Origin of the sequence: Microbacterium lushaniae (genome assembly GCF_008727775.1) — a bacterium.
GTDB classification, from domain to species: Bacteria; Actinomycetota; Actinomycetes; order Actinomycetales; family Microbacteriaceae; genus Microbacterium; species Microbacterium lushaniae.
This window is the reverse complement of record NZ_CP044232.1, coordinates 289901-303596: the sequence shown is the minus strand read 5'-3', so window position 1 is coordinate 303596 and position 13696 is coordinate 289901. Positions and strand designations below refer to the sequence as shown.

The window sequence follows — 13696 nt, the reverse complement described above, 5'->3', positions numbered from 1 at the left end:
TGGGCGCGGCGGCGTGCGTCAGCCGGAGGCGGCGGGTCGAGGCAGCCGCGCGCTCACCTGACACTGGCGACGCGGGCGCACGCGTCGTTACTATGTGGGAACGATGTCACATCGACATCGATCCCAGGCCCGACGACCGGCGTCGCGACACGCAGGGGGAACGGACGTGAACCAAGAGGCATCCACGCCCGCGGGCCGCGCTCCGGTCGCCAACGCCCCGTCCGGTCGGCAGCCGCAGAACCTCGACCCGGCCCAGCGACCGGCGGCGACCCCCGACCGCACGCTGCACATGATCGGCAACGCGCACCTGGACCCGGTGTGGCTGTGGCCGTGGCAGGAGGGCTACCAGGAGGCGCGCGCGACGTTCGCGAGCGCCCTGGACCGGATGGACGAGTACCCCGACTTCATCTTCACGTGCGATCAGATCGTGCTGCTGTCGTGGGTCGAGGAGCAGGATCCGGACCTGTTCGCGCGCATCGCGCAGCGCGTGGCCGAGGGGCGGTGGGTCAACGTCGGCGGATGGTGGGTGGAGCCCGACTGCAACATGCCGATGGGCGAGTCGTTCGCGCGCCAGGGGCTCTACGGTCAGCGCTACCTGCACTCCCGCTTCGGGCGGATCGCCACCGTCGGCATGAACGTCGACCCCTTCGGGCACAGCGCGACGATCCCGCAGATACTGCGCGGGCAGCGCATGGACTCCTATTGCTTCCTGCGGCCGGGCCCGCACGAAGGCGACCTCGACGACACGCTGTTCCAGTGGGAGTCCCCCGACGGATCGCGCGTGCTGACCTACCGCATCCCCTTCGAGTACGGCAGCGCGCCGGGCGACGTCTCCTTCCAGACCGAGAAATCGCTCGGGCAGCTGGACCGCTCCCTCGGACAGATGATGGTGTTCTACGGCGTCGGCAACCACGGCGGCGGGCCCACGAAGGCCAACATCGAGTCGATCCACCGCTACGACCGGATGGGCACCTTCGGGAGGATGACGATGTCGTCGCCGCGCGCGTACTTCGATGAGATGCTGGCGCGCGGGGCGGGTTTCCTCGACGCCCTGACCGTGCGCCACGACGACCTGCAGCACCACGCGCCGGGGTGCTACTCGTCGCACTCGGGCATCAAGGCATGGCAGCGCCGCGCGCAGTTCGCCGTCCTCTCGGCCGAACGGTGGGCCGCGGTCGAGGTCGCCCTCACCGGCGCCGACTACCCGCGCGACGACCTCGAGCGCGCGTGGAAGCAGATCCTCTTCAATCAGTTCCACGACATCCTGCCGGGCTCGGCGGTCGAGCCGTCGTACGACGACGCCCGCGACCAGCTGGGCGAGGCCGTCGCGATCTCCAAGCGCATCATCACGCGGGTGCACAACCGCATCGCCCGGCGGATCGACGTCCCCGCGGATGCGGCGACCCAGCCGGTCGTGGTCTTCAACCCGCATCCGTGGCCGGTGTCGGTCGACGTCGACATGCAGTACAGCGCGCAGCCGCATGGGGTGCGCGTCGTCGACCACGCCGGAGCCCCCGTGCTGTCGCAGGCGACGCAGTCCACGGCCACGACCAGCGACGTCAGCCGAGGTGCGGTCACGTTCCGCGCCGACGTGCCTGCGCTGGGGTACGCGCTCTACCGCCTGCTCCCAGGCCCCGCGCTTCCCGCCGACGAGGACGTGCGCGTGTCGGAGGACGGCACCGTCATCGAGAACGCGCACCTGCGCGTCGAGTTGGACGCCGCCACCGGCGACGTCGTGTCACTCCTGCACAAGGGCACCGGCGTCGACCCGCTGGCCGGTACGCGCGGCCAGCCGCGTTCGGCCGTGTGCGAGGACCCCACCGACACGTGGGGCCACCGCGTGATCTCCTACGCCTGGCCCGGCGCAGCCCTGAGCCTGAAGCGCATCGTCGTGCGCGAAAGCGGCCCCGTGCGCTCCCGCGTGCGCGTGGAGCGCGGGTGGGGCTCCAGCACGCTCGTGGAGGAGTACCTCCTCTCCCACGACGCCCGCGCGCTGCGCGTGGACGTGACGCTGGACTGGCGAGAGCGGGCACACCTGCTGAAGCTGCGGTTCCCCGTCGGGCTGGAGCATCCGGTCGCCACGTACGAGATCCCCTACGCCACTCTCCGGCGCCCGGTAGACGGCGCCGAGGAGCCGGCCCAGTCGTGGGTCGATCTCACCGGCACGATCGCCGGGACCCCGGCCGGGCTCACCGTGGTGTGCACGACCAAGCACGGGTGGGATGTCTCCCCCGCCGCTACCGCCGGGATGGACACGGCGAGCATCGGCATCACCGCGGTGCGGAGCCCCGTGTACTCGTGGCACGATCCGCGCCTGCTCGATCCGGACGGGGTGTACTCCTTCCACGACCAGGGCGTGCAGAGGTTCAGCCTGGAGCTCATCCCGCACGACGGCGACTGGCGGGCCGCCCAGCCGACGCGTCGGGCCGCCGTGCTCGGCTCGCCCCTGCGCGCGCAGCTGGAGTCCTTCCACCCCGGCGACCTCCCTCCGCGCCGCAGCTTCGTCGACGACGGCGCCGGCGCCGTCATGGTCACCGCGGTCAAGGGCAGCGAAGACGTCCCGCATGCGGCGGTCGCCGACCTCATCGTGCGGGCCGTCGAGACGCGGGGAGTGCCCGGCTCCGCGCGGATCGCCCTCCCGATCGTCGACCGCGTCATCGAAGGCGAGTTCCGCCCGCATCAGGTGCGCACCTTCCGCATCCCGCTCGACCCCGCAGCGGCGATCGTGGAGGTGGATCTGCTGGAGTGGCCGCTCGACGAGGAGCCGGCATGAGCGCACAGCAGGCGCCGGATGCCGCGGGGCCGCGGTGGCCCGTGACCGCACGGCTGAGGGAAACGCAACCCCCTCCACCGCGCGGCGCTGCGGGGTGAGCATGTCGGTGCCGCGAGCGGTTCGCCGGCGAGGAGGTGCGATGGACGTCATCCTGGTTCCCGGCCTGTGGCTCGACGCCTCCTCGTGGGCGGACGTCTCCGAACTGCTGGCCGCCGCAGGGCATCGGCCGTCCGCACTGACGCTGCAAGGACTGCACTCCCGCACCGCGAACCGCAACGGCATCTGGCTCGCCGACCACGTCGCCGCCATCGCCGCCGAGATCGACCGGTGCAAGGAGAAGGCGGTCGTGGTCGGCCACGCCGAGGCCTGCGGGCTCATGCACGCGGCGGTCAGTCAGCGCCCCGACCGCGTCGCCCAAGCGATCCACGTGGGCGGGTTCCCGAGCGCCGACGGCGCGCGGGTGCTGAGCGGTTTCACGGTGGATGCGCGCGGGGTCACGACCCACACCGCCGGCCTGAGTGCCGTGGACCCCAGCCTGGGCGTGCTCCACGAGCGCATGAGCGAGAACGCCGCGCACGTGCTCGACGCCGTGCAGCGCCTCACCGACCACCGGCGGTTCACCGTGCCGGCCACGGTCGTGGCGACGGAGTTCACCACCGACGATGTGCGCAGGTGGATGGCCGCCGGCATCGATCCGGTCCGCGAACTCGCCCTCATGTCCGACGTCACGCTCGTGGATCTGCCGTCGGGCAGGTGGCCTCAGATCGAGCGACCGCGCGACCTCGCCGATGTGCTGCTGGCTCAGCTCGCTGTGCCGCGCACGGAGCCGGAGCGGGTGTGAGCCGGAGCCGTCGAGCCCTCAGCGACGCCCGACGGGGTGCGCGCCGACGCGCGCGATCGAGCCGGTGAGCGACGACTCGTACGCCGCCAGGATCACCCCGAGCACATCGATCCCCTCCTCGTGGGTCTGGATCGGGCGCGTGCCGTTGCGCACGCTGTCGGCGAAGTGGGCCACCTCCGCGGCGAACTCGTGCACGGGCTCGAACTCACGCGTCACCGGCTCTTCGCCGCGCATGCGGTAGGTGAGCGCGGTGCCGTCCGAGCTGAGCGAGCCCCGTTCGGCCACCAGCGAGAACTTCTCCGTGCCCAGGGCCGGCTCGTACGCCCAGCTCGTCACGACGTGACCCACCACGCCGTTGTCGTAGCGGACGAGCACCTGGGCGGAGTCCTCGCCCTCCATGAACTCGAGGCGGTGCCGCGAGAGCATCGCGGCCACCTCGACCGGCGCGCCCCCGGCGAGGTGCTGCATGAGGTAGAGCGGGTGATAGCCGGTGTCGATGAGCTCGCCGCCCCCGGACGTCTCGGCACGTGCGCGCCATCCCATGCTCTCGGGCGTGAAGTCGTTGAAGAAGCTGTCGGTCGTGCGCACCTCGTACACGCGACCGAGAACGCCGCTGTCGATGAGGCGCTTGGCCTCGGCGACGGCGGGAAGGAAGAGCTGGTTGTGCGCGCACATCACCGTCACCCCGCTGCGCTCCACGGCCGCCGAGATCGCCTCCGCCTCCTCGAGCGTGAGGCACAGCGGCTTCTCGCACAGCACGTGCAGGCCCGCGTCGGCGGCGGCGATGACGGCGTCGGCGTGGAGGTGGTGGGGCAGGCAGATGTCCACGGCATCCAGGCCGCCCGCGGCGATCATCTCGCGATAGTCCGCGAAGATCCGCACGCCCTCGTCGTCGCCGCGGCGCTTCTCCGCGCTCTCGCGCACGGGGTCGGCCACCGCCGCCAGCTCCACGGTCTCGGGGTTGCGGCGGAAGCCCGCGACATGCGCGCCGGCGATGCCGCCCGCGCCGATGAGTCCGATCCGCACTCTGCCGGTCATGAGGGTCCTTCCGGGTCGAAGCCGACACGCGAGCCCGTGGCGGCGGCGGTATTGGCGGCGACGATGAACCGCGTGAGGTCGATCGCGGCGGACACGTCGGCGGACGCATCCGCTCGCCCGCGCATGGCGTCCACCCACAGCTCGAAGGGCGTGGGCGGCGGCGGACGCAGCGGCACGACGACCCATTCCTCTCCGAACCGGCCGCCCTTGGCGAGGAGTCCGTCGCGGCCGAACCCGTGGAGCAGCGAGGCCTCGGTGCCGCGCACCTCCATCGCCACCGCGCCGGGGGTCGTGACGAAGCTGGCCTCGGCGACCCCGAGCGCCCCGTCGGCGTAGGCCGCGACGACCACCGCGTTGTCATCGACCTCCCGACCGGTGACGTGGGTGTACACGGCCGACACCGTCTCCGGCCGGGCACCGAGCAGCCGCTGCACGAGGTAGGCGGGATGGCACCCCAGATCGGTGAACGCCCCGCCGATGGCCCGGACCGGGTCGGCGAAGCGGTCGGGCAGCCATCCCGCGAGCCACCCGTCGTGCGCCATCCGCACGCGCGCGTAGGTGACGGCGCCGAGAGCGCCGCGGTCGACGAGGTCGGCGGCGGCGACCATCACCGGATTCGTCAGCTGCGGCAACGACACCACGAGCGTCACGCCTTTCGCTGTGGCCGCGGCGGCGAGCTGCTGCGATTCGGCCACGGTGGGCGCGAGGAGCTTCTCGGTGAAGACGTGCTTGCCTGCCGCGATCGCCCGCGAGATCACCTCGGTGTGGTCGACGGTCGCCGTCGTGACGGTGATCGCGTCGACACCCGGGTGTGCGAGCAGCGCGTCGAGGCTCTCGGCACGGTCAACACCCCAGCGCGTCGCGCCCTCGCGGGCCCGGCCGGGGTCGTCATCCCATGCCGCGATCAGGCGGGTCTCGGCGTGCGCCTCGGTTTCGCGCGCGTAGTCGTCCGCATGCACATGCCAGAAGCCGGCGACCCCCACGCCGATGGCATCCTCGGTCACGCTCTGCACTCCTCTGGGTGGACGTCGCGCCCATCATCGGATCGGGTCGGTGTGCTCGTGCTCCTCCGCGGCGCCGGGAGACCCGCGAAATTGTGGCAACGTTACCACATGCGTGCGCGCGGCTCTACGACGCCGCGTCGAGATCACCCGCCCGGTCCATCCCCCGCATCCCGCAGCGCCGCAGGTCCCTGTCGGGGGTCACGCGTAGCCTGGAGGCATGCCCGCGCGAAAGCCCTCCATGACCGTGCCGTACCGGTGCACCGAGTGCGGGTGGACGACTCTCAAGTGGGTCGGCCGCTGCGGAGAGTGCCAGCAGTGGGGCACCGTCGTCGAAGCCGCCGAACAGACCGGGATCACCCGCGCGGTGGCGGCCGTGGCCCCCGGCGCCTCGCGGGCCGCACGCCCGATCACCGCGATCGACACGCAGGATGCCCCGCGCCGCACGAGCGGGGTGGGCGAGTTCGATCGCGTCCTCGGCGGCGGCGTCGTTCCCGGCGCGGCCATCCTGCTCAGCGGCGAGCCCGGAGTCGGCAAGTCGACACTGCTGCTGGAGGTCGCGGCGCAGAGCGCCCGCGCCGGCCGCCGGGTCCTGTACGCCAGTGCGGAGGAGTCCACCGCACAGGTGCGACTGCGCGCCGAGCGCACCGGCGCGCTGCACGACGAGCTGTACCTCGCGGCGGAGACCGACCTCGCGACCATCCTCGGGCACATCGACGACGTGCAGCCTGAGCTGCTCATCGTCGACTCCGTGCAGACGGTGTCCTCGGCGCTGAGCGACGGTGCCGCCGGGCAGCCGAGCCAGGTCCGGGAAGTGGCATCCACGCTCATCCGCGTGGCCAAGGAGCGGTCGCTGCCGGTCATCATCGTCGGGCATGTCACCAAGGACGGCTCCATCGCGGGTCCCCGCATCCTGGAGCACCTCGTCGACGTCGTGTGCCAGTTCGAGGGCGACCGGCAGACGTCGCTGCGCTTCGTGCGCGCCCTGAAGAACCGGTTCGGCCCCACCGACGAGGTCGGATGCTTCGACATGACCGGTGCGGGCATCGCCGAGGTGCCCGACCCGAGCGCGCTGTTCCTCGGCCACGGCGATCCCGTCCCCGGCACCTGCGTGACCATTGCACTGGAGGGCCGGCGCGCGCTGCCGGTCGAGGTGCAGGCGCTCACGATCGACACGACCGCCCCCAACCCCCGCCGCGTGGTCAACGGCGTCGACTCGGCACGCGTGGCGATGGTGCTCGCCGTCCTGGAGCGGCGGGCCCACGTGAAGGTGTCGGACAAGGACGTGTACGTCTCGACGGTGGGCGGCGTGCGTCTGGTCGAGCCGGCCGCCGACCTTGCCATCGCGATCGCGGTGGCCAACGCCGTCCGCGACCACACGATCTCCCACCGCACGGTCGCGATCGGAGAACTGACGCTGACGGGCGAGATCCGTCCCGTCACCCAGTCTGCGCAGCGCGCGGGCGAGGCATCCCGCCTGGGCTATCACACGGTGCTCGACGCATCCTCACGCTCGATCGACCGTGCGCTGCGCGACCTGCAGACCCGTCGCCGGGCCGACCCCCGCGACGCCCCCGACTTCTGACCCGGCCGGTGGGCCCGTCCGCCCCCTGCGCGTGTCGAAGGGTCAGCGGCGGCCCGGGATGGCGGCGATCAGCTCCCGCGTGTACGGATGCTCCGCCTCGGCGAAGATACGGTCGGCGTCGGCCTGCTCGAGTATGCGCCCCTCCTTCATGACCGCGACCCGGTCGGAGATCTGCCGGATGACGCCGAGGTCGTGGGAGATGAAGAGGTAGGTCAGACCGAACTCCGCCTGCAGATCGACCAGGAGGCGCAGCACCTGCTCCTGCACCGACACGTCCAGCGCGGAGACCGGCTCGTCGAGGACGACCAGCTCGGGACGCAGTGCCAGCGCGCGGGCGATCGCCACCCGCTGCCGCTGGCCGCCCGACAGCTCCGCAGGCCTGCGCCCCACCAGGTCGCTGCTCAGGCGCACCTGGTCGAGCAGGTCGCGTACCGTGGCGGCGCGTTCGCGGGACGTGCCCACGCCGAAGGCGCGCAACGGCTCCGCGACGAGCCGCTGCACCGTCATGCGCGGGTCGAGAGATCCGAAGGGGTTCTGGTAGACGACCTGGATGCGCCGGCGAAGCTGCCGCAGCCCCTCCCCGGTGAGGGCGGTGATGTCGGCGCCGTCGAACTCGATGCGGCCGGTGTCGGCCGGGATGATGCGCGCCACCATGCGTGCTGTGGTGGTCTTGCCCGAACCCGACTCGCCCACGAGGGAGAACGTGGAGCCGCGCGTCACGGTGAAATCCGCGCCGTCGACGGCGGGCGCATCGCCCCCGGAGCCGTACGACTTGGTCAGCGACGAGACGACCACGAGCGGCTCGGGGCTTCGCGGCGGCACACGGTCGGAGACATCCACGCGCGGCTGCAGTCGCCGCGCGTTCAGGCCCGGCGCGGCCGCGACGAGGCGGCGGGTGTACGGATGCTGCGGCAGGGACAGCACGTCGGTCGCCGGTCCGCTCTCAACGATCTCGCCCTTCTCCACGACGACGATGCGATCGGCGCGGTCGCCGGCGATACCCAGGTCGTGCGTGACGAGGACAACCGCCGTGCCGTGGGCGGCGGCGAGCGCCTGCATACGGTCCAGGACGTGACGCTGCACGGTCGCATCCAGCGCGCTCGTGGGCTCGTCGGCGATCACGAGTGCCGGCTCGCACGCCCAGGCGATTCCGATGAGCACGCGCTGACGCAGCCCTCCGGACAGTTCGTGCGGGTACTGCGCGGCGCGGCGCTCGGGCTCGGGCACGCCCACCTCACGCAGGATCTCCACCGCGCGCGCGGCGGCACCTGCGCGGCTGCGGCCGCTGTGACGGCGCAGCGTCTCGGCGATCTGCTCGCCCACACGCATGAGCGGGTTGAGACTGTGCGAGGGATCCTGCGGCACGAAGCCGATGCGGGCACCCCGGATGCGGCGCAGCGCCGATACCGGCGCGCGCAGGAGGTCCGTCCCCTCGAACACGACCGAGCCGCCGCGGATGCGCGCCTGGTCGGGCAGGAGCCGGACGAGGGCGTGCGAGATCGTGCTCTTACCGGAGCCCGACTCGCCGACGACGGCGACGATCTCGCCGGGCGCGATCTCGAGGTCGATGCCGCGCACGGCGGAATGGGCACGACGGCCGGAGCCGTAGTCGACGCGCAGGCCGCTGACGCGGAGCAGAGCGGTCATCGGTCACCTCCGAGAAAACGGGAGACACGGTTGACCGACAGCACGACGGCCAGGATCACGACACCCGGCAGCAGACTCAGCCACGGCGCGGTCGCCACGAAGTCACGGCCGGCCGACACCAGCGCACCCCACTCGGGGGCCGGCGGCTGCGCGCCGAAGCCGAGGAAGCTCAGCGCCGAGACCGAGAGGATCGCGACCGCCAGTTCCAGCGCCGCCATCGCCACGACGGGGCGAGCGGCATTCGGCAGCACGTGGCCGAACAGGACCGCCGGCCCTCGCGCGCCGAGTGTGCGGGCGGCCTCGACATACTCCTCACCGCGCACGCGCAGCACCGCCGAACGCATGACCCGGGCGAACGAGCCCGCCGTACCGAGCCCCACACCCAACGCGATCGAGAGCGGACCGAAGCCGAGGGTGGCGACGACGATGAGGGCCAGCAGGATGCCGGGGATCGCGATGAGGACGTCGACGAAGCGCATCGCGATCGCATCCACGACCCCGCCGAGGTAGCCGCATACGAGCCCCACGATCGACCCGACGACGACGCCGCCCAGCACGGCGAGCCCCGCCGCCGAGAGGGACAGCTGTGCACCGTAGACGACCCGCGAGAAGACGTCGCGCGCGAGGTGGTCGGTGCCGAAGAGGTGCTCCGCGCTGGGCGGAGCCAGTCGCAGGGAGCCGACCGAGTCGAACGGGTCGTACGGCGCGATCAGCTGCGGTGCGATCATCGCGACGACCGTCGCAGCGAGCATGAGGACTGACAGGATCAGGCCGGGTTTGCGCAGGATGTTCACGCCTTCACCGCCTTCCCACCGGTGAGGCGGGTTCTCGTGCGGGGATCGATCACGCCGTACAGGCCGTCGACGACGAGGGTGACGACGGCGTAGACCACGGCGACGACGACGACGACCCCCATCACGACGTTGATGTCGCGGGCGAGCACGGCATCCACTGTGAGGCGGCCGATGCCGTCGCGGGAGAACACGGTCTCCACGACGGCGGTGCCGCCGGCGAGGTAGCCGATCTGCAGACCGATGATCGTGATGGAGGGCAGGAGGGCGTTGCGCAGGACGTGGCGGACGACGACGGTGCGCTGGGCGAGGCCCTTCGCGTTGGCGGTGAACACGAACGGGCTCGATCCCGCGTCGAAGACGGCGGCGGAGAAGACCTGGAAGAAGATCGCGCCGGTGGGCAGGGCGAGCGTGATCCCCGGCAGCACGATGCTGACGAAGCCGGAGGTGCCGGATGCGGGGAACCAGCCCAGCCCGAAGGAGAAGACGGTGATCAGGACGAGGCCACTGAGGAACGCGGGGATCGCGATTCCCAGCGGCGGGATCTGGGTGACGGCGTTGCGCACCCACGCCGGGCGGGCGATGTAGGCCCACACCGTGAACAGCAGCGCACCGACGAAACCGACCAGGAGAGCGAAACCGGCGACGGCGGCGGTATGCGGGAAGGCGCGTCCGATCATGTCGGCCACCGGCTGCCCCGTGGCGATCGAGACACCCAGGTCACCGCGGAACAGGGCGAGGAAGTTGACGATGTACTGCTGCCACACCGGTCCGTCCATCCCGTATCGGGCGCGCAGCGCCTCGAGCGCTTCGGGATCGGTCGTGGTGGCGTCCCCGCCCTTGACCGCGAGGGCGGCAAGGACGGGGTCGCCGGGCAGCGCGTGGATGAGCAGGAACGCGACGGTGTACGTCGCCCACACCACGAAGACGCACTGGGCGATCTTCGGGAGCAGGAACCGTGCGACCGAACGGGCGGTCGAGGAGCTCGCCGCCGCATCCACGCGCTGCCCTCTCATCAGTCGGCGACGACCATCGCGTCGTACAGGTGCACGCGCGCGGCCGAGTCGAAGGTGACGCCCTCCACGCCGGCGCGGGAGGCGTGCAGCTGCACGGTCTCCAGCGTCGGCATGACGTACGCGCGCTCCGCGACGAGCTGCTGGATCTCCGCCACCAGCTCCTGCCGCGCCTCCACGTCCGACGTCTGCGCCTGCTCCTGCAGCAGCCCCTCCAGTTCGGCGTCGTCCACGATCGCCCACCGGGCGACCGACGACGTCGACAGCAGGGTCCGCAGCGCGTCGGGGTCGGTGCGGGTCAGGCCCGCGCCCAGCATGTCGTAGTCGCCGGAGGCGATGGCGCCGAAGAAGTCGCCCGTGGAGACCATCTTGATCCGCAGGTCGATGCCGGCGTCGGCGAGCTGGATCTGAGCCGCTTCGAGCACATCCTGCGCGTAGAAGGCGGTGACGGTGACAGTGAGGGGCTGACCGTCCTTCTCGTAGATGCCGTCGCCGTCACGGGTCCAGCCGGAGTCCTCCAGCAGCTCCGCGGCGCCCTCGGGGTCGAAGGCGAGGGTGTCGCCCAGGTCGGCGTAGCCGGGGGTGGACGAGGTCAGGACACTCGTGGGCGCTGCACCGCTGACCGAGCCGGTGATGACGTTGATCTGCTCGCGGTCGAGGCTCTTGCTGATGGCCTGCCGGACCGCTTCGTCACCGAGGACGCCTCGCGTGGTGTTCACGATGAACGAGTTCGGCACTCCGGGGTTCGGCTTGGCGTACAGGTGGAAGGCGTCGCCCGTGAAACGGGCCTCGTCCACGTACGGCAGATCCTGGATGATGTCGTACTCGCCCGACTCCAGACCGCCCGTGCGGACGCTGGCCTCCGCGATGATCGGGAAGCTGACGGAACTCAGGTGCGGGTCGCCGTCGTGCTCGCGCAGTTCGGACGCCCATCCGTAACCCTCGCGGGCGACGATCTCGACGGAGTCGTTCGGCACGTACGACTCGAGGACGAAGGGGCCGGTACCGACGATACTCTGGCAGCGCTCCTCGGCGGTGGCGGCCGCGGTCGCCTCGGACACGATGCCGAGTGACATCGTGGTCGCGCCCTGCTGGAACTGCACGTTGGGCGCGGAGAAGTTCACGGTGAACTCCGTGTCGCTGGTGATCTCGGTGCCCGCGTATCCCGAGAGGTAGCCGCTCGCGAGGGATGCTGCACCACCCAGCCCTGCGACGGCGTCGAAGTTCGCGGCGACCGTCTGCGACGTCAGGGGGGTGCCGTCGCTGAATGTGACGTCCTCGCGCAGGGTGAACGTGTACGCCGTCAGGTCATCGCTCACGTCCCAGCTTTCAGCCAGCCATGGGACGATCTCACCGGTGTCGGGGTTCTGATCCAGCAGCGAGTCCGTGAGCTGCCGTCCGACGATGAGCGCCGTCGTCACGGACGTCTGCTGCGGGTCGACGCAGACGATGTCCTCCTTGAGCGCGAATACGACGTCCTGATCGATGTCGGTGTTCGGGGTCGCTGCGGTGTCCGCGCCGCCGGCGCAGCCGGCGAGTGAGACGATCGCGGCGACGGCGGCGAGCGGTACGGCGAGGCGCCGCATCCGGGAATCACGTGTGCGGATCACGGTGTGCTCCTTCATGGGGGTGGAGTGGTGCAGGGGCGGATCAGGAGGGGAGTGCTCCGGCGACGAGCCGGCCGCGGGCGACCACGGCGACGATGTTCTCGGCGGTGAGGTCGTCGATGTCCCGCCATGGCTTGCCGCGCACGACGACGAAGTCGGCGCCGAGGCCCGGCGCGAGGCGCCCGACCTTCGTCGTGAGGCGGATGGCGTCGGCGGCGTCGGAGGTCCCGGCGCGCAGCGTCCGTTCGGAGCTCCAGCTGAACGCACGCTTCATGAGCCGCAGCTCCTCGAGCTGGTCTCCGAACGCGACGAACACGCCGTTCGCATCGGTGCCGAGGACGAAGCGGATGCCCGCTGCGGCGGCGCCGACGAAGTTCTCGTCGCGCTCGGCGACGACGGCGCGCCCCTTCTCGGCCGCCTCGTCGCTGACGGGGATGCGGCGCTCGGCGATGGCGTCGTTGATCAGCAGCGTCGGCGCCACCGGGATGTTGCGCTCGAGCAGCACGTCCCAGTGCCGCGGCAGGATGCCGGTGCCGTGTTCGATCGAGTCGACCCCCATCTCCAGGGCGATGTCGACGCCCTCCGACGAGTGCGCGTGAGCGGCCACGAGCATGCCGAGAGCGTGGGCCTCGTCGATGGTCGCGGCGATCTCCTCCCGGGTCTGATTGCGCCAGCCCACCTTGTCGCCGATCGAGAGGACGCCGCCGCTGGTGAAGATCTTGATGCCGTCGGCACCCTCGCGGGCCCACTGACGCACGAGCTTGCGGCACTCGTCGGGTGAGTCGGCCACGGGGCCGCGGTGCGGATAATGAGGCGGCGTGAACAGATCGCCATGACCGGCGGTCATGCCGACCGCGCCGTGCACGAGCAGACGGGGGCCGGGGATGAGCCCCGCGTCGAAGGCGCGCGCGGCGGAGAGCTGGGGCTCGCTGCCGGAGAGATCCCTCAGGGTCGTGACGCCCATGGCGGCCGCGCGACGCGCGTGTGCGACCACGTGCAGCGACCGTTCGGAGACCGGCGTCACGAGGGGCCACGTCATCCAGTCGCCGGCTCCGGGCACCGCGGCGGAGTCCAGGTGGACGTGCGTGTCGATGAGACCCGGAATGATGCTGAGCTCACTCTGGACCGGCGCCGTCGGAGCGACCTCGACGATCCGGTCACCGTCCCACGACAGCGTCGCGGGCCCCACCTCGACGTCGCCGTCCCACACGGTGATACCGGTGAGCCGTTGCAGGTTCGCAGGCACGGTGGAACTCCTCGGGTCGGGGACAGGAAAGACGGAGCCGTCGTCGACAGCTCCGTCGAGCGCCACCATACCGCGGTCGCCACCGACACATCGACAAGTGGCGTCATCCGGCGCAACGTTTACCGCGCCGAAACATCCGGTAGGCCAGGATTCC

At 71.4% G+C, this 13696-nt stretch carries 10 protein-coding genes; 3 read left to right on the top strand and 7 right to left on the bottom strand.

Going from position 1 to position 13696, the window contains the following annotated elements:
- Positions 1 to 166 precede the first annotated feature (166 nt).
- Together F6J85_RS01400 and F6J85_RS01395 are read left to right on the top strand one after the other, a co-directional pair.
- Positions 167 to 2773: an alpha-mannosidase gene (locus F6J85_RS01400; protein WP_238707021.1), complete on the top strand. Its 2607-nt coding sequence runs from the start codon at positions 167 to 169 to the stop codon at positions 2771 to 2773.
- Between the two features lie 139 nt (positions 2774 to 2912).
- Positions 2913 to 3614: an alpha/beta fold hydrolase gene (locus F6J85_RS01395; RefSeq protein WP_150923528.1), complete on the top strand. Its 702-nt coding sequence runs from the start codon at positions 2913 to 2915 to the stop codon at positions 3612 to 3614.
- An 18-nt stretch (positions 3615 to 3632) separates the two neighbouring features.
- Here F6J85_RS01395 and F6J85_RS01390 read toward each other — a convergent pair whose 3' ends face one another.
- Together F6J85_RS01390 and F6J85_RS01385 are read right to left on the bottom strand one after the other, a co-directional pair.
- Positions 3633 to 4652, bottom strand: a complete 1020-nt coding sequence (locus F6J85_RS01390; RefSeq protein ID WP_150923527.1) for a Gfo/Idh/MocA family protein — start codon at positions 4650 to 4652, stop codon at positions 3633 to 3635.
- Positions 4649 to 5656 carry a Gfo/Idh/MocA family protein gene (locus F6J85_RS01385; protein ID WP_150923526.1) on the bottom strand — a complete coding sequence of 336 codons (1008 nt, stop codon included), beginning with the start codon at positions 5654 to 5656 and terminating at the stop codon, positions 4649 to 4651. Before F6J85_RS01385 ends, F6J85_RS01390 begins: the two co-directional genes overlap by 4 nt.
- A gap of 217 nt (positions 5657 to 5873) precedes the next feature.
- Here F6J85_RS01385 and radA point away from each other — a divergent pair, with 217 nt between their 5' ends.
- Positions 5874 to 7238, top strand: coding sequence for a DNA repair protein RadA (radA, locus tag F6J85_RS01380; RefSeq protein ID WP_150923525.1), 1365 nt, complete (start codon positions 5874 to 5876; stop codon positions 7236 to 7238).
- Positions 7239 to 7280: 42 nt separating this feature from the next.
- On the opposite strand, the gene F6J85_RS01375 is transcribed toward radA, so the two are convergent.
- From F6J85_RS01375 to F6J85_RS01355, 5 genes are read right to left on the bottom strand one after another with little or no spacing between them, the layout of a single operon-like run.
- Positions 7281 to 8885, bottom strand: a complete 1605-nt coding sequence (locus F6J85_RS01375; RefSeq protein ID WP_150923524.1) for a dipeptide ABC transporter ATP-binding protein — start codon at positions 8883 to 8885, stop codon at positions 7281 to 7283.
- Positions 8882 to 9679 carry an ABC transporter permease gene (locus tag F6J85_RS01370; RefSeq protein WP_150923523.1) on the bottom strand — a complete coding sequence of 266 codons (798 nt, stop codon included), beginning with the start codon at positions 9677 to 9679 and terminating at the stop codon, positions 8882 to 8884. Before F6J85_RS01370 ends, F6J85_RS01375 begins: the two co-directional genes overlap by 4 nt.
- Positions 9676 to 10692, bottom strand: coding sequence for an ABC transporter permease (locus F6J85_RS01365; protein ID WP_150923522.1), 1017 nt, complete (start codon positions 10690 to 10692; stop codon positions 9676 to 9678). The genes F6J85_RS01370 and F6J85_RS01365 overlap by 4 nt, the downstream gene beginning before the upstream one ends.
- Positions 10692 to 12299 carry an ABC transporter substrate-binding protein gene (locus F6J85_RS01360; protein WP_191906705.1) on the bottom strand — a complete coding sequence of 536 codons (1608 nt, stop codon included), beginning with the start codon at positions 12297 to 12299 and terminating at the stop codon, positions 10692 to 10694. The genes F6J85_RS01365 and F6J85_RS01360 overlap by 1 nt, the downstream gene beginning before the upstream one ends.
- Before the next feature lie 40 nt (positions 12300 to 12339).
- Complete coding sequence (locus F6J85_RS01355) at positions 12340 to 13542, bottom strand: metal-dependent hydrolase family protein (protein ID WP_191906704.1); 1203 nt, start codon at positions 13540 to 13542, stop codon at positions 12340 to 12342.
- Positions 13543 to 13696: the final 154 nt, after the last annotated feature.